This window comes from Elizabethkingia bruuniana (assembly GCF_002024805.1).
Taxonomy (GTDB): Bacteria; Bacteroidota; Bacteroidia; order Flavobacteriales; family Weeksellaceae; genus Elizabethkingia; species Elizabethkingia bruuniana.
Genome location: NZ_CP014337.1, coordinates 2383072 through 2402806, shown reverse-complemented (window position 1 = coordinate 2402806; position 19735 = coordinate 2383072). Strand labels below are relative to the sequence as shown.

The 19735-nt window shown below is 35.7% G+C and carries 18 protein-coding genes; 9 read left to right on the top strand and 9 right to left on the bottom strand.

All coding sequences use genetic code 11. The annotated features are described in order from the left end of the window. Positions 1 to 49 precede the first annotated feature (49 nt). From AYC65_RS11200 to gldC, 5 genes are all read right to left on the bottom strand, one after another. On the bottom strand, positions 50 to 1474 hold the full coding sequence (locus AYC65_RS11200; protein WP_078674590.1) for a CCA tRNA nucleotidyltransferase: 1425 nt from the start codon (positions 1472 to 1474) through the stop codon (positions 50 to 52). Between the two features lie 14 nt (positions 1475 to 1488). After that, the gene (locus AYC65_RS11195) at positions 1489 to 2037 is read right to left on the bottom strand and encodes an L-threonylcarbamoyladenylate synthase (RefSeq protein WP_034871061.1); all 549 of its coding nucleotides are present in this window, start codon (positions 2035 to 2037) and stop codon (positions 1489 to 1491) included. 71 nt (positions 2038 to 2108) lie between these two features. Then, the gene (locus AYC65_RS11190; RefSeq protein WP_034871060.1) at positions 2109 to 3257 is read right to left on the bottom strand and encodes a cystathionine gamma-synthase; all 1149 of its coding nucleotides are present in this window, start codon (positions 3255 to 3257) and stop codon (positions 2109 to 2111) included. Between the two features lie 13 nt (positions 3258 to 3270). Beyond that, entirely contained in the window at positions 3271 to 3807 is a 537-nt protein-coding gene (locus AYC65_RS11185; protein WP_034871157.1) for a hypothetical protein, read from the bottom strand. Between the two features lie 28 nt (positions 3808 to 3835). Then, the gene (gldC, locus tag AYC65_RS11180; RefSeq protein WP_034871059.1) at positions 3836 to 4162 is read right to left on the bottom strand and encodes a gliding motility protein GldC; all 327 of its coding nucleotides are present in this window, start codon (positions 4160 to 4162) and stop codon (positions 3836 to 3838) included. A gap of 206 nt (positions 4163 to 4368) precedes the next feature. On the opposite strand from gldC, the gene AYC65_RS11175 reads away from it, so the two are divergent. From AYC65_RS11175 to AYC65_RS11160, 4 genes are all read left to right on the top strand, one after another. Then, the gene (locus AYC65_RS11175) at positions 4369 to 4872 is read left to right on the top strand and encodes a GNAT family N-acetyltransferase (RefSeq protein WP_034871058.1); all 504 of its coding nucleotides are present in this window, start codon (positions 4369 to 4371) and stop codon (positions 4870 to 4872) included. A gap of 7 nt (positions 4873 to 4879) precedes the next feature. After that, on the top strand, positions 4880 to 5671 hold the full coding sequence (gene nadE / locus AYC65_RS11170) for an NAD(+) synthase (protein ID WP_034871057.1): 792 nt from the start codon (positions 4880 to 4882) through the stop codon (positions 5669 to 5671). A 71-nt stretch (positions 5672 to 5742) separates the two neighbouring features. Further along, positions 5743 to 6234 carry a ribonuclease domain-containing protein gene (locus tag AYC65_RS11165; RefSeq protein ID WP_034871056.1) on the top strand — a complete coding sequence of 164 codons (492 nt, stop codon included), beginning with the start codon at positions 5743 to 5745 and terminating at the stop codon, positions 6232 to 6234. A gap of 13 nt (positions 6235 to 6247) precedes the next feature. Beyond that, the gene (locus AYC65_RS11160) at positions 6248 to 6535 is read left to right on the top strand and encodes a barstar family protein (RefSeq protein ID WP_034871055.1); all 288 of its coding nucleotides are present in this window, start codon (positions 6248 to 6250) and stop codon (positions 6533 to 6535) included. Between the two features lie 96 nt (positions 6536 to 6631). Here the strand turns inward: AYC65_RS11160 and AYC65_RS11155 are convergent, their stop codons facing one another. Together AYC65_RS11155 and AYC65_RS11150 are read right to left on the bottom strand one after the other, a co-directional pair. Then, positions 6632 to 7858, bottom strand: a complete 1227-nt coding sequence (locus AYC65_RS11155; RefSeq protein WP_034871054.1) for a hypothetical protein — start codon at positions 7856 to 7858, stop codon at positions 6632 to 6634. 23 nt (positions 7859 to 7881) lie between these two features. Continuing rightward, on the bottom strand, positions 7882 to 10488 hold the full coding sequence (locus tag AYC65_RS11150) for a TonB-dependent receptor plug domain-containing protein (RefSeq protein ID WP_034871156.1): 2607 nt from the start codon (positions 10486 to 10488) through the stop codon (positions 7882 to 7884). Positions 10489 to 10664: 176 nt separating this feature from the next. Here AYC65_RS11150 and AYC65_RS11145 point away from each other — a divergent pair, with 176 nt between their 5' ends. The 5 genes from AYC65_RS11145 to AYC65_RS11125 all read left to right on the top strand — a co-directional run bounded on the left by AYC65_RS11145 (position 10665) and on the right by AYC65_RS11125 (position 15705). After that, positions 10665 to 11342 carry a response regulator transcription factor gene (locus AYC65_RS11145; RefSeq protein WP_009085400.1) on the top strand — a complete coding sequence of 226 codons (678 nt, stop codon included), beginning with the start codon at positions 10665 to 10667 and terminating at the stop codon, positions 11340 to 11342. Between the two features lie 9 nt (positions 11343 to 11351). After that, entirely contained in the window at positions 11352 to 12380 is a 1029-nt protein-coding gene (locus AYC65_RS11140; RefSeq protein ID WP_034871053.1) for a sensor histidine kinase, read from the top strand. A gap of 127 nt (positions 12381 to 12507) precedes the next feature. Then, complete coding sequence (locus AYC65_RS11135; RefSeq protein WP_034871052.1) at positions 12508 to 13086, top strand: IS1096 element passenger TnpR family protein; 579 nt, start codon at positions 12508 to 12510, stop codon at positions 13084 to 13086. A 128-nt stretch (positions 13087 to 13214) separates the two neighbouring features. Beyond that, complete coding sequence (locus tag AYC65_RS11130) at positions 13215 to 14498, top strand: alpha-amylase family glycosyl hydrolase (protein ID WP_034871051.1); 1284 nt, start codon at positions 13215 to 13217, stop codon at positions 14496 to 14498. Positions 14499 to 14514: 16 nt separating this feature from the next. Then, positions 14515 to 15705, top strand: coding sequence for a S41 family peptidase (locus tag AYC65_RS11125; protein ID WP_034871050.1), 1191 nt, complete (start codon positions 14515 to 14517; stop codon positions 15703 to 15705). A 3-nt stretch (positions 15706 to 15708) separates the two neighbouring features. On the opposite strand, the gene AYC65_RS11120 is transcribed toward AYC65_RS11125, so the two are convergent. Both AYC65_RS11120 and AYC65_RS11115 read right to left on the bottom strand, forming a co-directional pair. Continuing rightward, positions 15709 to 16770 carry a serine hydrolase domain-containing protein gene (locus tag AYC65_RS11120; protein ID WP_034871155.1) on the bottom strand — a complete coding sequence of 354 codons (1062 nt, stop codon included), beginning with the start codon at positions 16768 to 16770 and terminating at the stop codon, positions 15709 to 15711. A gap of 84 nt (positions 16771 to 16854) precedes the next feature. Continuing rightward, entirely contained in the window at positions 16855 to 19734 is a 2880-nt protein-coding gene (locus AYC65_RS11115) for a gluzincin family metallopeptidase (RefSeq protein WP_052114769.1), read from the bottom strand. Position 19735: the final 1 nt, after the last annotated feature.

The window sequence follows — 19735 nt, the reverse complement described above, 5'->3', positions numbered from 1 at the left end:
AAATATCTACAAAATAAAGCGTTTCAATTTTCTGAAACGCTTTATCTATTTACTTTTTTATTTCAACGCCTATCAATGAGGCTTGTTCTATAACAAAAATTCTGGCAGCTTCTTTTTCGTTTGGAATTTCTCCTTCCAGAATAGCTTCTTTCACTTTTTCTTTCAGAATACCAATTTCCTTACCGGGCTTTAAAGAAAACATTTCCATAATTTCTTCTCCCGAGATAGGAGGCTGGAAATTGCGTACATGATCTTTCTCTTCTACTTCCTTTATTTTTTGTTCTACATACTCGAAATTTTTCTTGAAACGTTTCTGTTTGCTCGAATTTTTAGTCGTAATATCAGCTTTACATAAGGTGAAAAGATCTTCAAGGTCCTTTCCTGCGTCAAAGAGAAGTCTTCTTAATGCACTATCTGATGTATCATCCGTAATAAGGGCAATAGGACGGGAAGATAGCTTTACCATTTTTTGTACATACTTCATTTCAGTGCCTAAAGGAAGTTTCAGTCTTTGGAATAGTGTTTTTACCATTTTAGAGCCCAGAAACTCATGACCGTGGAAAGACCATCCCTGTTCAGGTGTGAATTTCTTGGTAGGCGCTTTTCCTACATCATGGAGCAATGCAGCCCAACGCAGCCATAGATTGTCTGTATTTACAGAAATATTGTCTACAACTTCCAGTGTATGATAGAAATTGTCTTTGTGGGTTTGTCCTTCTTTTTCTTCTATCCCCTTAAGAGCTGTGATTTCAGGAAGAATAATATCGAAAAGTCCTGTTTTCTCCAAAAGACTCAATCCTATAGAGGGCTTTTCGGAAAGCATTATTTTGTTGAACTCTGTCATAATGCGTTCCATAGATACAATTTCTATACGCTTAGCTTCCTGCTTAATAGCCTTTAATGAATTGTCTTCAATTCTGAAATTAAGAGTAGACGCAAATCTTATAGCGCGCATCATACGCAAAGGATCATCAGAATAGGTTTGTGATGGTTCCAAAGGGGTGCGAAGAATTTTATCGCTTAAATCCTGCATTCCGTTGAAAGGATCAATCAGTTCTCCGAAATTTTCCTTCCCCAGAGATATTGCCATTGCATTAATAGTAAAATCCCGACGCTTCTGGTCATCTTCCAATGTGCCGACTTCTACCTCCGGATTGCGGCTGTTTTCATTATAACTCTCTTTACGTGCTCCAACAAATTCCAGATCGAGATTCTGATATTTAATCATAGCTGTACCATAGGTTTTGAAAACAGAAACCTTAGGTTTGGGATTGATATTTTCTGCTACGGTTTCTGCAAGTTTGATTCCGCTGCTCTCCGTTACAAAATCGATATCTGTTGGATCCTTCCGTTGCATAAGCAAATCACGAACATATCCGCCTACTATATAAGCAGATTGCGCATTTTTTTCTGCAGCCTCAGAGACCAGTTTGAATATTTTTAAGTGTTTATTTTGGTTAAGATTGATCTTCAAAATATATCTTTTCGTTATTCTCTAATGATTTTTATTTTACCATCCTGACCGATTTTAATCACGGATGATCCAGGGTATTCAGAAACAACATCGTGAAACTCTTCTACAACATAGTCAACCTTTTTCAGAATATCAGAATCTATGTCTGCAAATTTCAGCGGACTTTTGTTGCCACTAAGATTAGCAGAGGTAGATACTAATGGCTTGTTGAGTTTGGAGATAAGTTTCTTACAAAAATCATTTTTTACCAGACGAATTCCTATACTGCCATCCTCTGCTAAAAGCTCTTTTGGTAGGCCTTTAGGATTGTCATAGATAAAGGTAATAGGTTTTTCGCTAAGATCCATCATTTCCCATGCCAGTTCAGGTACTTCTACCAGTTCCTGAAGGCGGCGTTCATTTTCTACAAGGATGATCATAGATTTATTAGCATCACGGTGCTTTATATCGTAGATTTTTTTTATCGCTTCGATATTAGTAGCATCACAGCCAATTCCCCATATCGTATCGGTAGGGTATACAATAGTGCCTCCGGATTTTAGTATGTTGATTATCTGTTCCATTTATTTTTATAGTAGAGACGGGTTTTTGCCCGCCTCTAATGATATTTAATTATAATTTTTTGCCAACGGGCTTATATAGCATTCAGAGCCTGCTCCAAGTCTCGTAAAAGATCTTCGATATCTTCGATACCAGCGCTCAGACGTACAAGATCATCAGTAATACCTAGTTCTGCACGTTTTTCAGCAGGAATAGACGCGTGTGTCATCATTGCAGGGTGATTTGCTAAAGACTCTACACCTCCAAGAGATTCCGCTAATGTGAAAACACGAAGATTTTCCAGGAACTTAACAGAGTCTTCTTTTTTACCGGACTTGAAGGTAAAAGAAACCATTCCGCCAAAGTCTTTCATTTGTTTTTTAGCTAAATCATGTTGTGAATGACTTTCTAATCCTGGATAAAATACTTGTTCAATAGCTGGGTGTTTTTCAAGGAATTGAGCAACTTTGATTCCGTTTTCAGAATGTCTTTGCATTCTCAATGCTAAAGTTTTAATACCTCTTAGTACTAAGTAAGAATCATGTGGACCTAAAATACCTCCGGATGCAAACTGGATGAAGTGTAGTTTTTCTCCTAATTCTTCCGTTTTAGCAACCAACGCTCCTGCAACAACATCAGAGTGACCTCCAAGATATTTAGTAGCAGAATGCATAATGATATCTGCACCTAAATCTAAAGGCTGCTGAAGGTATGGTGATGCAAAAGTATTGTCTACAGCTAAAAGAATATCTTTCCCCTGGATAAGATCTGCAACCGCTTTAATGTCTACCAACTTCATTAAAGGATTAGTTGGTGTTTCCAACCAGATTAGTTTTGTTTTATCATTGATAAGACCAGCTATTTTTGAAACATCATCAAAATTAACGAACGTAAACTTTAACTGATATTTTTCAAAAAGGCGGGTAAACATTCTGTAAGTACCACCATAAAGATCGTCTACAGCAATAACTTCATCACCAGGATTTAATAACTTCAGTACACAGTCGATAGCAGCAAGACCTGAACCGAAAGCTAAACCTCTGGCTCCGTTTTCTATACTTGCCAGGGCATCTTCTAATGCCTGACGTGTTGGGTTTGCACCACGGGAATATTCATATCCTGCACGTAATTGTCCGGGGCTTTTTTGTGCGAAAGTTGAAGTAAGGAATACCGGTACATTTACAGAACCTGTATGTGGTTCAGCATGTTGGTTTCCATGAATTACTTTAGTATTGAATTTCATTTTTTATTTGTATTTAAAGACCTGCGGCAAAATAGTCTCTTACTACTGTACTTTGGTCAGAATTTCTGATAATTGTTATTTTTCCTTCGTAAGCATACGTTACAACCTCTATTTCCTGAGGTAGTTTTTCAGGAGTTTTAGATGTAAAAGACAGTTTATACTCGTTATTGGCATACTGATCTTCTCCGGTTTCCTTAAGAGTAACAATCTTACCATCTGCTTTTATAAAAGCTTTTTTCAGAGAAAGATCAATATAAACAACATTTAAAGGAGTCCCTTTGATAAAATCTTTCATACTTGGTACCAACTCCATAATAGATTCTCCTTCCATATCATATGGATGTGTACTGCCCTTTAGCATTTCAGCAGGAATCTCATCCGGTTTAAAATCCACGACGTTTAATTGTGCAGCCGGAATAGTTGTTTTATCAGCCTTTACAGTATCTTTTTTTATAGTGATACTATCTTTAGCGTTTATTTCTTTAGTTTCTGTCTTTTTCTGACAGGCAAATAAAGAGAGTATGCTTAGTACTAAAAATGTTTTTTTCATATTAATATTTGGTGTTGGTTTGTGTTTGTTATCCTTTGATTTTTGCAAGAGCAGCAAACTCCTCAGCAAATTCCATTACTTTTTCAGCAACATCTTCTTCGCCGGTAGCTCTTTCATAAGTATGGCCTAATGAAACAAGAATCTGATGGAAAAACATCTTCATCTGGTCAACAGGCATTTCTTTTGTCCATAAGTCTATACGTAGCGCTTCATGTTTCTTTTCATCCCATACAGAGATCATGACAGCTTTAGTTTCCTGGTTGTCGATACCTCCGTCCTGAGCATTCCATGTTAGTTTTTCCGGTACGTGATTTTCGTCTAGTTCTACATTGATAGATATCTGTGTTTGTCTCATAATTTCTACAGTCTGTTTAATCCGATTAGTTTCCGAAATTGAATCTGTTATCTGTTTATATTACTGATAAGGAAAATAAAACCTTACCAAAAGGAAAAACAGATATAAAAGTTTTCGAAAAACTTCTTTACTTTTACATTATATTTTAATGTGCAAAAATAATAAATTCTAAGGACAAAGTGCAGTTAGAAACCAACCGATTAATAATGAGACCATTTGAAGAAACAGATACAGAAGGTCTCTTTCTTTTAGACTCTAATCCCGAAGTGATGAAGTACGTCGGTGGTGTAGTCTCTACAGAAATTGGACATAGCCGTAAAATGATTGAATTTATACAAAAACAGTATAAAGAAAATGGTGTAGGAAGACTTGCGGTAATCGAGAAAAGCAGCAATCTCTTTATTGGATGGAGTGGGCTAAAATATCTGACGAGTGAGATAAACGGTATGAAGAATGTTTATGAACTAGGATATCGTTTTTTGCCGGAATACTGGGGAAAAGGTTATGCCACAGAGACGGCGATAGCAGCCTTGAATTATGCATTTGATAGCATAAAAACAGACATCGTATATGCAATGGCAGTTACCGAAAATACAGGATCTAATCGTGTTCTGCGGAAGTTAGGCTTTGAGGAGCTGGGAACTTTCTTGGACAACGGTGATCTGTGTTACTGGTATAAGCTAGAGAGAGAAAATTACAAACAGAACTAAATAAAATATGCAATCAGAAAAAGTTATAGAACATATTGTAGCATGGCTGAAGAACTATGCGGAAAAAGCAGGCATGAAAGGTTTCGTAGTCGGAGTATCCGGCGGAATTGATTCGGCAGTAGTTTCTACGCTAGCAGCGATGACAGGTATGAAAACTTTGGTTTTAGAAATGCCTATCCGTCAGAAAGAAGATCAGGTGAACCGAGCTCAGGAGCATATTGATTTTCTGAAAAACAAATTTCCTAATGTAGATGGTTTTAGAGTAGATCTTACCCCTACATTCGATACTTTTCAGAGTCAGATAGATGTAAATGATGCAGATTTTCCAAATGAGCAGCTGGCTTTAGCCAATTCCCGTTCCCGTTTGCGTATGATTACTTTATACTATTACGGGCAGATTCATAATCTTTTAGTTACCGGTACAGGAAATAAAATAGAAGATTTTGGTGTAGGCTTTTTCACTAAGTACGGTGATGGCGGGGTGGATATCAGTCCGATTGCAGATCTGGTAAAAACACAGGTATATGAAGTAGCAAGACATCTGGATATTGTAGAAAGTATACAAAAAGCAATTCCTACAGATGGATTATGGGATGAAGAAAGAACTGATGAACAACAAATGGGAGCTTCTTATCCTGAATTGGAATGGGCAATGAGTGTTTATAATACCCATAAAGCTGATGATTTTTCGGGGAGAGAAAAAGAAGTTTTTCAGATTTATGATAAATTGCACAGAGCAACTCTGCATAAAATAAATCCGATACCAGTCTGTGAAATTCCGGAAACATTATTGAATTAATAAATAGAGATTGAGAGTCAGTATTCGGAGAAAACAAATGCTGATAATCAACAACTATAAACTATAAAAGAATGAACTCTAAGTTTTTAAAGATTATGCTTCTTTTCGTTGTTGCTTTTACAGCAGGAATAGGAGTGATGTCTCTGATTAACAAAAATACAGGAAAGAGAATGCCTACTACCGATGAGGTGGTAAATTACGATCCTGCAACTTCTAAAAATACCCAGACAGATATAGCTACACTAACAAATGAGAAGGTTGTAGCAGATTATGTGAAAAAAAATAAAAAACTGCCTGATTACTATATCACTAAAAGAGAAGCCAGAGAAAAAGGCTGGGAACCATCTAAAGGAAATCTTTGTGATGTTTTACCAGGCAAGGCAATTGGTGGGGATTACTTTGGAAACAGAGAGGGAAAGCTGCCCAAAGAAAATGGCAGAAAATACTTTGAAGCCGATGTAAACTACGATTGCGGAAGAAGAGATGCTGAGCGTATGGTATTTAGTAACGACGGATTGGTATTTATAAGTAAAGATCATTATAAAAGTTTTGAACAGAAATAACGAATAGAAACAAATGAAAGAAGTATTCATAGATTTTAGTCAGATAGGTGACTATGAAGAATTTTACGAACAACTAAAGGAAAAACTTCCGTTACCTGATTATTTCGGAGACAATCTGGATGGTCTGTATGATGTATTAACAGGTGATTTGGAAATGCCTTTGCATATAGAGTTCGTTAATCTTAGTGTAGACCAGCTGGAGACTTTTGAAGATTTGTTGGAGACGATGGAAGATGCAGAAGAAAATGTTGAGGGCTTCACTTTCTCCTATTTTCTGGAACAGTTTGAAGATGAAGATTAAATACAGATTCAAAAAAATCTTTAAATAGATAATATAAAATCCCGAAGTCATATAACTTCGGGATTTTTTGAATTTGAACTTATGAATAAAAATTGATTATTTTTTTAATGGCGCTAATAAATCTACACCGTCTACAATTGCCCATGCTCCTGATACAAATTGAGATTTTTGAATCTTAGTATCTGCTGTGAATTTTATTGGGTTTGCAACATCTGTATAAGCGTAACCCCAAACACCTAAATTATCAGAATTTAGATAATTAATAGGAGAGACTTCAATTTTTTTCTTAGCAAACTGATCAGTTTCAGTGGCTTTATCCTGAATTAACACTGCAAAAGCTTGTTGTTTATCCAAATCTTTATAACCTTCAGCATAAACATTAGTGAAGATTCCCGAACCTTGCTTTTTAAATTGTATAGCTGAAATTTCTGCAGATCCTGCAACTTCAGGTTTTGTTCCTGCAGCTCTTATTAAAGTAATACCATTAATTTTTGGTGCAGTATTATCTATATTAGAAGAAGCTTCGATCTCCATACCGAAATTTCCTACTTCTGTTTGATAAGCATACCAATTAGAATTATTCTGGCCTGACCATGCATCCTGCCAGTCGAAAGAATCATCGTAGTTACCGTAAGAGATAAGGTTCTTAGCACTTGCAGTACCTCCAAAGAATTCGAAACCATCATCAGTTCCTTTGTATGCAACAAGATTTTCTAGAACAGTCCCTGCCCCTGTAGAATAGAATGTAAAAGAGTTAGTCTCAGATTTACCATCGCCAATTTTACGACCTCCATATTCAACTCTTACGAAACGCATTACTCCTGAATTATCATTAGCATCATCTCCTCCATAATATTGATTGTTTCCGTCTTCAGAAAGAGCAGTTGCTCCGCCTCCTAAAGCTTTGATAGGAGCATTACCATAGATTGTAATACCACCCCAGTCACCTGGCTTTTTAGTATCGGTTGTAAATACGATAGGCTGGTCTGCTGTACCTTCAGCTTTTATTTTAGCTCCCTTTAGAACTACCAAGCTACTTCCAGCACTGCTTACTGCCGTAAAGTTAGCTCCGGCTTCAATCGTAAGTGTTGCACCATTAGCTATTGTAACAATACCTTCAAGTTTGTAATTGCCCTTTTTTACTAATAAATCTTTTGTAATAGTACCACTAAGTGTACCAGTTCCATTTAGTACATTTCCCGGGATTTCAGTTCCACCTCCTCCATTAGGATTGTTTCCGTTATCCTCATTAATTTCCACTGTACATGAATTAATTGAAAATAAAACGCCTATTGCTAATAGAGATAAAATGTTCTTTTTCATATTGTTAAATCTTTTTTTAGTTATTAAAATGTATATCCGATAGTTAAATTAAATGTTGTTCCTCTTTTGTAATCAGTCATTCTCAATGAAGCTGCATCTACCGGAATCAAACTATCCGGCCCCAAATCTAGTTTATAGGTAGAGTCCAGAATGTTCTGAATTCCTAATTTTAAATTCCAGTTTTTAGTTAATTGAGCTGCATAAATGACGTCTAACTGATGAAATGGTAATTCGTATATATTATCCAACTTCTGGAATCCGACACCATAAATTTTCTTTCCGGATACGTTGTACACTAAAGACACGGTATGAGTTAAATTGCTTCTGTTTTTGAACTCATATTTTAAATCAGCATTTACGGTCCATGGAGCAGCACCTTGTAAAGTTCTGTTTCTATTTGCAATAGCATCAGTTTCTTCAGTTTGATCTGCACCTCTAGTTACTTTGGAATACATAAATGTTGCATTAGCACCAAGGCTCCACTTATTCAGATTTTCGTTTATTCTACTTAAGTTCATTAAACCCTCGATTTCAATCCCCGCCAATGTTGCCTTTTTAGCATTATAAAAAGTTATAGTTTGCCCGTTAGAGTTTCCGGATGTAATGAAAGATCTTTCAATAGCATTATCAATTCTTTTAGCAAAAAGATTTACAGCAAACATTTCTTTTGAGGTAGGGAAAATCTCATATTTTAAGTCCAAATTGTAGTTTTCACTATTCTTTAGATCCTTATTACCAAAAATATTCTCATTATCAGGATTGATATATACAATTGGCATATATTCTATAAGAATAGGACGGGTAATAGTTTTGCTGGCTGCAAATCTTAAATTAGATTTGTCGTTTACAGCCATTTTTACAGCTAAGGATGGGAGAACAAAATATTGGTTTTTCGTTAGATTTCTGAATGGATCAGTTGCTCTGTCTCCGGCTTGCTTGTAACGTGTAATGTTCATGTTGTTCTCAACACGTCCGCCTACTAGTATATCCCATTTCTCGGACGGTTTGAAATTCACATTTAGATAACCAGCATTTACAAACTGATAAATATTACTTTTGAATGCATATGAATAAGCATCTTCTCTGTAGTATAATGCATTGTTTCTGATTGACTGGTTGAAGACTTCCTGTGGTCTGTCTATATTCACACGTACTGTACTCTGTGAAAGGTCGTTTGGATATCCGTAGATAAACCTGTACGAATTACTCCTTCTGTCGAAGAACCCATTATATCCCACAGCAAGGGTCCAAGGAAACTCCTTTTTATCACCTTTTTCACCTAACCCTACTGAGTATTCTGCAAAGGCAGACAAATAATCTTTACCATTTACATCAAGATACTGACGGATAAGATTATTTCCACCATAGTTTAGCATAACTTCATTCGGATTCCCAGTTGGTTTAGAGTTATCAATAATCTTTCTGTCTGGTTGACTAAATGTATTGATTACCCAACTGGCTCCTGCCTTTAGTAAGTGCCTTTCTCCAATTTTCTGAGAAGCGGTTAATTGCAAGTCCAAAAATCTTGAAATATCTTGTTGATTTACTCTGAAAAACTGAGTGTTCTGGACTTCATTATTTCTATAACCTAAATAATCCTGAATAAGATTTGCAGAGTTTTGTAAGAATATCCCGTTAAAGTTAATATTAGTACCTTTATTCTTATAACCAAGTCCTAATAACACAGAAGATTCTAATTCATAGCTATATTCTTTTCTGTTGAGGTCATTGTTTAGAATAATACTTGACCCAAGTGGTATAAACTGGTTTTTAACACCATTTTGATATCTGTATTTGCTTCCATGATTCAAAGAGAATAATAAACCTAAAGTTCCGGATTCTCCCGCTTTAAATTTTTGTGCAGTTGTAAACCCAAAGCTGGTATTAGGCATAGACTTTACATTGTCTACATTCCAGTTGTCTTTAAAAGAATTAATGGACTGGTCTTTGGAGAAACGGTATCCGCTCGGAATATCATTTCTGACTTCTGAAGGGAGGCGTTTGTCATGAGAATTAAGGCCAATATATCCTTTCATGGTATTGGCATTCTCACTTATTTTAAAATCATTTCTGAAAGTGCTTAATGTATTTACTCCGATTCCAAATTCTACTTTTGTAAAAGCTTTCTCAAAACTCAACGTTTCAATTTCAAATGTAGCTCCTGCAAAGTCTGCATAAAGATTAGAGTTGAATGTTTTGTAGATATTAAGCTTACCAACAACATCAGTTGGAAACTGCTTTAATGCAATAATCTTCTGGAAAGGGTTATTAGAAGGAGAACCAAGTCCATTAATCAAAAGATAGTTATAACGTTCTTCCAATCCCCGTACGAAAAGCCCTCTTCCCTCAACGGTATTTATCCCTGTTATTTTGGTTAAGCCCTGTTCTATATTAGAAATTCCTTTTCTGGAAATCTCCTCAGCCCCCATGGCTTGTTTTTGGATAACAGCTTTTTTCTGCTCTTGTAAAATAGCCGTTTCGGTTTTTTTGTTCCTTTGGCCCTGTAATTTTACACCTTCAATATTTTTAGCCTCATTCTTTTTAATGGTATCTTGCGTTGCCTGAGCCATTAAAGATGTGGTAGAAATAAAAGCGAAGAAAACACCAATTGAGAGTTTAGTTATTCTCATTTTACTTTTCATTTATTTTATTGGGGCAAAGAAACCAAGAATTGTTTAAGTTTTTTTTAAGCCATATTTAAGTATTTTTTAAGTTTGTGTTAACAGAATGTTGTTAATATTAAATTATCGTTAATGAGAGGTTGATGTATTAAAATTTGTTAATTTTGGGTTTTAAAAAAGTAAACATGAGCACTAAAAAAATCCTTTTAATAGATGATGAACCGGATATTTTAGAATTATTATCCTATAATCTAACCAAAGAAGGATATTTGGTTGAAACCGCTAAAAACGGAGTAGAAGGAATTGAGAAAGCAAAAGAGCTTATTCCGGATATGATACTTCTGGATGTAATGATGCCTGAGAAAGACGGAATAGAAACTTGCCAGGATCTGCGTAACATTAAAGAGCTAGAAAAAACGCTAATTATTTTCCTTTCTGCGCGTGGTGAAGAATTCTCTCAACTAGCAGGTTTCCAGGCAGGTGCTAATGATTATATTACGAAGGTAATAAAGCCAAAAGTACTTATTTCGAAAGTTAATGCACTGATGGAACTTACAACACGTGTAGCAACACAGGCACAACAATTGAAAATCGGAAGTCTTACGATAGACAAGGATAACTTCAGAGTAACAAAAGGGACTCAACAGTTTTTATTACCAAAGAAAGAGTTCGATTTACTTTATTTACTAGCTTCTAATACTCAGAAAGTCTTTAAAAGAGACGAGATATTAGAAAAAGTTTGGGGTAATGATGTTATTGTTGGAGAAAGAACCATCGACGTACATATTCGTAGACTCAGAGAAAAATTAGGGATAGATACCATTCAGACTCTTAAAGGTATCGGGTATAAATTGGTAGTGTAATTTTTCACTATGAATGTAAGCCCTGTTAAAATTATTTCTGCAATATTTCTTACGCTTTGTATGGCGGCAATAGCCATGATTTATGAGAAATTTCACCACCTTTACGACAGCAGAAATATCACATTATTACTTGTAATAATAGCCTTACTTATAATTACCGGAATCAATTATGTGGTTCTGGTTTTCCTTTTCAGAAATTACGATCAGCGGCAGATACGTAAAATCTCTCAGACATTTCCGGAGTATTTTATTCAGGAAGAAAATCCTACCACCTTTACCGAACTCGGAGAAAAAATTACCGGGATGCGGGAAGAAGCAGATGCCAGAATGGTAACCATGAAGGAAATGGAAAACTACCGTAAAGAATACCTGGGTAATGTTGCCCACGAATTGAAAACACCACTGTTTTCTATCCAGGGATATGTAGAAACATTAATGGATGGCGGAGTGGACGATATGAATATCCGTGATAAATATTTAGAAAGGATTGATAAATCGGTTGAGAGAATACTGAATATTGTTCAGGATCTGGATATGATCAGTCGATTAGAATCAGGGCAGATAAGCCTTTCCTTATCCAAATTTGATATTAATATCCTTGTCCGCGATATCTTCGATCTTCTGGATCTGGAAGCCCACAAAACGGGAGCTAAGTTTTTGCTTACGACTTCACAAAGCGCAGTAATGGTAAATGCAGACCGTAATAAGATCTCTCAGGTACTTATAAACCTTTTGGCCAATGCTATCCATTATGCCAATCGGGAAAAAGCACAGATTGTTGTAAATACAATTATCACAGGTAATGAAGTGCTTGTTGAGGTAAAGGATAACGGAATGGGGATAAAACCTGAAAGCCTTCCCCGTATTTTTGAACGTTTTTACCGTGTAGAATCCAGCCGTAGCCGTAAAGATGGCGGATCAGGACTAGGACTTGCCATTGTAAAGCATATTCTGGAAGCCCATAAGAAGAATATAGATGTTAAAAGTGTCTATTTGGAGGGAACCAGCTTTAGTTTTAGACTCGATTTAGTGAAATAATCGGGCCGGAAAATAGGAAAAATTATTTTTGAAAAAAAGTCTTCTTTTATACAAACGCTGTTTTATATTTGTAGCTGAATTTAGACCTTAATTTAAACAGTAAAGTAAAATAGACAAGTAATCCAAAATGATTTACAAAGTAAGAGTAATTTTAGATGCTAAAGACAGTGTTTTCCGTGATATAGAAATCAAGGACAAACAAACTCTATGGAATTTGCACTTAGGAATTAAAAGTGCTTTCAGCCTGCAGGGAGAAGAGCTTTCTTCTTTTTATTTTTCAGATGAAGAATGGACAGAAGGAAATGCAATCCCATTAGAAGATATGTCAGATGAAGGAGATGGGGAAACCATGTCGGATATTTATTTAAATGAAGCATTTGCCGAGAAAGGAGCAAAAATGCTTTTCAAGTATGGCCTTCTGGACCTATGGGAATTCTTCTGCGAATTGCAGGAGATAATCGAAGAAAAGCCAGCAGTTAACTATCCTATCACAGCTTTTAGATTTGGAAATATGCCATTAAAGGCACCATCTAAATCTGGTAACGGAGGTGGTAAAATGGCAATGCCTATGGCAGATGATGAGTTTGGAGACATCTCTTCTGATTTTAAAGGAGACGATTTCGATGACTTTGACGATGACGAGGAAGAAGAAGAAGGAGGATATGGAGACGATCTTTATGATGAAGAAGATCTCGATAAAATCTAAAAAATATTAAACCGGTTTTTAACCGGTTTTTTTATTATCTTGAAGTTTCAACTAGGCACCTGAATGATGACAAGAATTGTTTTGTTGATATCGGTGCAATTTCATGTAAATACAATTCCTGAAAAACTATGATTGGACAATTATCAACGGATTGGAAGCATACAGCTAATATTTATGAAGTTAATGTAAGGCAATATACAGAAGAAGGAACTTTCAAAGCTTTTGAAAAGGAATTGCCCCGACTAAAGGATATGGGAATAAAAGTATTGTGGTTTATGCCCATTACTCCTATTGCTCAGGAGCAGAAGAAAGGGAGCATGGGGAGCCCATATGCTGCACAGGATTATACATCTGTCAACCCGGAATTCGGAACCTTACAGAATTTTAAAGATCTTGTGAATACCGCGCATGAGCAAGGCTTTAAAGTAATTATAGACTGGGTAGCCAATCATACGGGGTGGGACCATATATGGACCAAAACGCATCCTGAATATTATCTGCATGATGCTGATGGAAGCTTTCACAAAGCTTCAGGTATGGACGATATTATAGAGCTTGATTATACAAATCAGGAAATGCGTCGGGAAATGATTGAAGCAATGAAATTCTGGGTAAGGGAAGCAGATATAGACGGATTCAGATGTGATTTGGCGTCCTGGGTAGAAGCTGATTTCTGGGAGCAGGCACGCCCTGAAACAGAGAAAATAAAACCTTTATTTTTTATTGGTGAATACGACGAACTGGAAAATCCTGAGTACGGAAAGACATTTGATGCCAGTTATTCATGGAAATGGATGCACCTTACGGAAGACTTTTATAAAAACAATCTGCCGCTTTCGAATCTTATAAATCTGTTAAAACAATATTCAAATATTCAGTATTCCAGTATGCGGGCTTGGTTTACATCCAATCACGATGAAAACAGCTGGAATGGTACCGAGTATGAGAAATATGGTGAAATGGCCAAAGCTTTAGCCGTGTTCAGTATTACATGGGACGGAATTCCTTTAATTTATAGTGGTCAGGAATTACCTTTGAGAACTAAAAGACTGGAGTTTTTTGAGAAAGATCCTATTCCTTGGAACGGAACTTATGAAATGGCAGCATTTTATAAAAAACTGCTGACTTTAAAGTCTAATAATCCGGCTTTGAGAGGTGCTGATAGCAATGTTGTAACTATTCTGCTTCAGAATACATCTCCGGGTAAAGTGTTTTCTTATTTGCGTAAAAATGGAGATGATGAGGTTCTGGTAATTCTTAACATGTCCAGAGAAGCGGAGCTTAATTTCAGCCTTACAGATTCGTATGTTTTAGGTATCTTCAGAAGTCTGTTTTCTGATACGGAGCATGATTTTACCAGTCAAACAGCATTTACATTGCAGCCTTTTGAATATATGGTTTTTGAAAAATAATGTATAATAGTATAGAATGATTAAACAAATTTTACTTTTTGGATTTTTATTTTCTTTAAATACAATATGGTCACAAACTAAGTATCAGAAAGATTTTAACGAATTTTGGAATGATATAGATCAGAAATATGCTTATCTGGATGAACAACAAATTAATTGGCAGAAGGTAAAAGAAATTTACAGTCCGAAAGTGGCGGAAATCAATAATACTTATGCATTTGTTCAGTTGCTGGAAAAGATTCTTAATGAACTTCACAATGGTCATTCGTCTCTGAATACTAATCTTGATATTTCAAATAGGCTGGTTCCTTCCGGACAAGATATATACGTTGAAAAAGAACAGGATAAATATATTATTGCTGATGTGAGAAAAGGCTACGGTGCAGAGAAATCCGGATTAAAAGCAGGAATGGAAGTAAGCTTATTTAATGGAAAGAATATAGAAGACCAGCTAAAACAATTCCTTCCCAAGTATACAGATCAGTATACACCCGCAATGTATCAATATGCATTGGATATGCTTTTTGCAGGTACCCATAATGTGAAAAGAGAAATTGCTATAGCTGAGAAGGGTAAATCTGTAAACTTTTATCCTGATAATTTCATTACACTGTCTGGTAATAAACAACTTTTAGAAAGCAAAATATTAAATAAAAAAACAGCATATTTAAAAGTAAACAACTCATTAGGAGATAATAATTTAATATCAACCTTTGATAAAGCGCTCGATTCATTATTGAATTACAAAAACGTAATAATTGATTTAACAGAAACCCCGAGTGGCGGAAATACAACTGTTGCAAGAGCTATTATGGGAAGGTTTACAGATAAGATGCTTCCATATCAGGTGCACGAATTTGATGAGGTAAGATATCAAACTAAAAGACATTGGGTAGAATACGTTGTACCGAGAGGCAAAACTTACAAAGGAAAACTTTATATTTTAGTAGGACACTGGACCGGAAGTATGGGAGAGGGCCTGGCTATTGGCTTTGACGGAATGAAACGAGCTAAAGTAATTGGGACAAAAATGGCAGGATTAATAGGTGCAATATCGGGCTTTCAGATGACTGAAACTAAGATTGGATATCAATTCCCTACAGAAAGGTTGTATCATGTGAATGGAACGCCGAGGGAAGATTTTGTTCCAGGAATACATACTAAAAATATAGAAGAAACTCTTCATAAAGCTTTTGAGATAAAGTAATCTTTATTTTTTGTGTTGCAGATACTTCCGTACAATGTTTAAAATTGCTGTATGATACCGGAAGCTTTCTTTAAATCCTCCGGAATTATAGTCAACATTACTCAGAACAGTAACGCCAACATGGTTTTTCGGGAAGTAATAATTCTCTGTAACAAATCCGGGAACAAATCCGGTTTGGCCAGCCATTAGAAGATTGTCACTGGTATCAATAGTAATTCCCAGTCCATATTCTGTTAATCCAAAAACAGGATGGTTTCTTACCGAATTCTTTTGCTTGGTAAACAATTGTTCCATTGTTTTCTTTTTAAGTAATTTCCCTTCAAAATAAAGCTGATTCCACTTACCCAAGTCTAATGCTGTTGTTATAAAGCTTCCTCCTGCAGGAGCATGAGAATACATGAAGCTATTTGTTTCAATATCTAATTGTCCGTTTTTATTTTCAGTATAAGGAGTTGTTAGTTTCGTGTACTTTTTGATATCCGGATGATAGGTGTCTTTCATTCCGCACTTTTGGAATAACGCAGCTGTGATTTCTGCAAAAGATTTATGATATAGCTTCTCCAGTATCTTAGCCAGAAGATCATAAGTAACAGTAGAGTGGGAGTAGTCGAACTGAGTTCCCGGTACAAATAATGTAGGCTTATCCAAAGCTTCTATACCGCTGGTATGATTTAGAAGCAGTTTTATTGTGATCGTATCTTTCCAGGATTGTGATAATTCTGGCAGATATTTTCGAATGGGAACATCCATAGCCAACAAATTATTTTCATAGGCTTGTAATACTAAAGCAGAAGTAAACTGTTTGCCTATAGATCCACTAATAAACTGGTCATCTGTTTTTAAAGGCGTTTTGTATTTCAGATTAGAATACCCTTTTGTATTTAAATACAGATTTTTTCCGTTTAGAGAAACCAGAATAACACCATTAAAGGGCTTGATAGTTTCAGTGTCAAGCAACGAATCTATTTTGTTTTTTATAATGTTTTGCCCTTGCTGAGCACTGATATAAGAATATGAAAAAATTGAAAGTAATGTAATTAATACTTTTCTGTTTAAATACTTCATCAGAAAAATCTTATTTGTTTTTTGGTGTTTATAAATACTTTGAAACTTTTCGGGTTCCAATTTTCTGAATTCTAATTTCTAAATTTAGAACACTCCTCTTCTGAAGTATCCAATCACGGCCCCCAGATTAAGATTCAGCATGTATCGGATTCGGCTTCCGTATCCTTTGAATGCAGGTTCGAATCCCAGAGAAGACTGAACCGGGAAATAAATTTCCAGAAAATCAGGAATTACTTTTAGTTTGATACCACTATCCCAGATAAACTTCATGTTCTGGCCTTTGTTTTTGTACAAGCCAGCATCTGCATAAACGTTGAACATTTTCCATAAGTGGGCATCCACATTGGTGGAAACAACCCAACTGTTCACAAAGTTTTTAAAATCGGATTTAAATCCGCCTTCTGCAAGAATAAACTGCTGAGAAAGTACCCCGTCCGTAGCTGACTGGCCCAAAAGACCATAGCTAAATGAATAGTTAGAAACTCTGGAAAGACCAAAGTTGAAAAGGTTATTTCGGGTTTTGTTCTCTATAAACAAACCTCCGAAAGCCCTTAGCATTACTTTTTTATCTTTAGCATATTCCCAACGGTAATAATATTCAGCAGATAGCTTCTGGAAGTCTTCCATCCATTGAAGATTAGTCATCAGGTAATTTTCATGAATAGCTTTGTTGTCAGAATATGAATAAGAGATATTCCACAAGTTATACTTATCATAATCATTTTTTGCAATCAGAGCAGGAGAAAGTGTTCTTTCGAAGTAGCTGTAAGAGAACCCTAAGTTTCGGCTTACCTGGCTTCTTGGATCTTTTGCAAAATTGATGCTGGTAAGAAGGTTTACCTTTTTATACGGAAGGTTATAATCGTAATGGAAATAAGAGCCATTAGCTGCAAATAGCCAGCTTCTAAAGAAAGAATCTGCCGGCATAAATTGATAACTAGCTCCCGCAGAACCTGTCAGCTGACTGGTCCCGGTACTGTAATATGGAACAAGCGAGTATACAAATTTACGGTCTATAAGACTTTTGTTTGTAAACTTCATTCCGAGAAGGAATTTGTCATAGTTATTCCATGATAATATCGGAGCAACGTAGACTTCATTATACTCCGGATTAGGAATGTCAGTAAATAACTTGAATCTAATTTTTTTCATATTAGAAAACATTCCTTTTGTATAAAGATAGTTATCTCTGAAGTTGGCTTCAGGGAAGGTGTAATCGTTATTTATAGAAATCTTTTTAGTACTGTCATTTGGTATTCTGTAAACCTGTTTGTCGATACTTTCAGTAGTGTTGAACCAATAGGATTTTATTTTCCCGTTAAAATCTTCAGCTTCTACTTTGAAAGGGATTTTTAGTGGTGTATTCTTAGATACTCTTAACTCCAGCTGATTGTCGTCTGTCTTTTTAAAAGATCTGAGATTAAAGTTTACCCTGTTTTTATGCTGAACAAATTTTTCTAAAAATTCACTCGTATGATTAGTATAAGAATCCAACTGGGTCATGAAGTCCTTACTGTCAATTTTCTTACTACGGTTTTTTGCTAAATACTCCTGAACAAAACTATCGAAGCTTTGCGTCTTATCATTCAGCATACTGAATATAAGCCCGGTTTCGAAGCTGCTTACAGCCGTTATATTAAACTTACTAAGATCTTGTAAATGGGTATTTATGCTTTGGTCCAAATTCTGATTGAGAATATAATCATAAGCAAGCCCATAACGATCTGTCAATTTTATTTTTGAAACTTCGAACCATTTCAGAGGTTTTATTTTCCATAATCTAATCTGATCTGGAAGATTTCCGGCTAGTTTTTTATCACTATAGTTTTTATTCAGGTATTCTATTTCCAGATAGGTTCTTAATCCGTTGTACAACCAGTGATCTGTATTCTTGTCAGCTAAGAAAGATTGATTAACAACATTCTGGGAGATGACACTAAAGTAATTGAAATCGGATTTTTCAGGATCAGAAAATAATTTGAATTTCCATTTGCGGAACTTTATATCATCACTTCCAATAAATCCGTTTCGGTCTCTCGCCCGATCGGAAATAAAAATCTTACCCGGTAAAAAACCGATTTTATCTTTAATGAATTTTAATTGTAAAGGAACCAAAAAAGCAAGGTTTGCCTGCTCTTCCGAGGATATTGTGTAGCCTAAATCCAGTGTGACTTTTTGCTTGTCTACATCAAAATCCATTTTGGTATTTTCTGTATGCGAAACCATAAATTCCGGATCTTCATACAGGGAGCCTTCAAAGGTATAGCTGTCTTTCTGATGCAGGTTGGACTGAATAATATATGGGCCTTTTTCAAAATTAATATTCCAATAGCTGCCGTTATTTTGGTTTTCATCCAAATCCAGATATGATTTTTCTGATAGTTTAGAATCTTCAAAACTATCCGGAACAATGAAGAAATATTTCAGAAGCATCTGGTTGTCTCCATAACCGTAACCTGTAAAATCGGATGCAGGAATATGGATATCATACTCCAGATTTAATGTTATTTTTCCGTTTTGTGGAAGAGGTTGTTTTAATCCAAGATATATATTTTCACCCCTTTCATCAGAATAAGACTTCACATCTTTCGAAAAATCTACTCTCAGATTCTCTATATACCCCAGTTTTTCTTTGTTACTGAAGTATAATGCAGTTTTTCTTTCCTGCAATTTTCGCTTGCCTAATGGTGTTCTTCTGTTTCGGTAGGCGTTTGCCCACGATAATAATTTTATAGAATCTACAGGACGCGAAAGTCTGTTCTGATAGACAATTTTCTGCTGTATGTGTGCAACATATCTGTTTTCGTCCAGCTTTATCTGTAGGCTTATACTATCTTTCTGAGCCTTTACACAGAAAGAAGAGAATAGGAAAAAACAGGCAATAATTTTCGGGACAGGATGTATTCCTGACTGCATACGGATTTCCCGAGTTGAAATATTTTGATAGATGTCCCGAATTTTCATT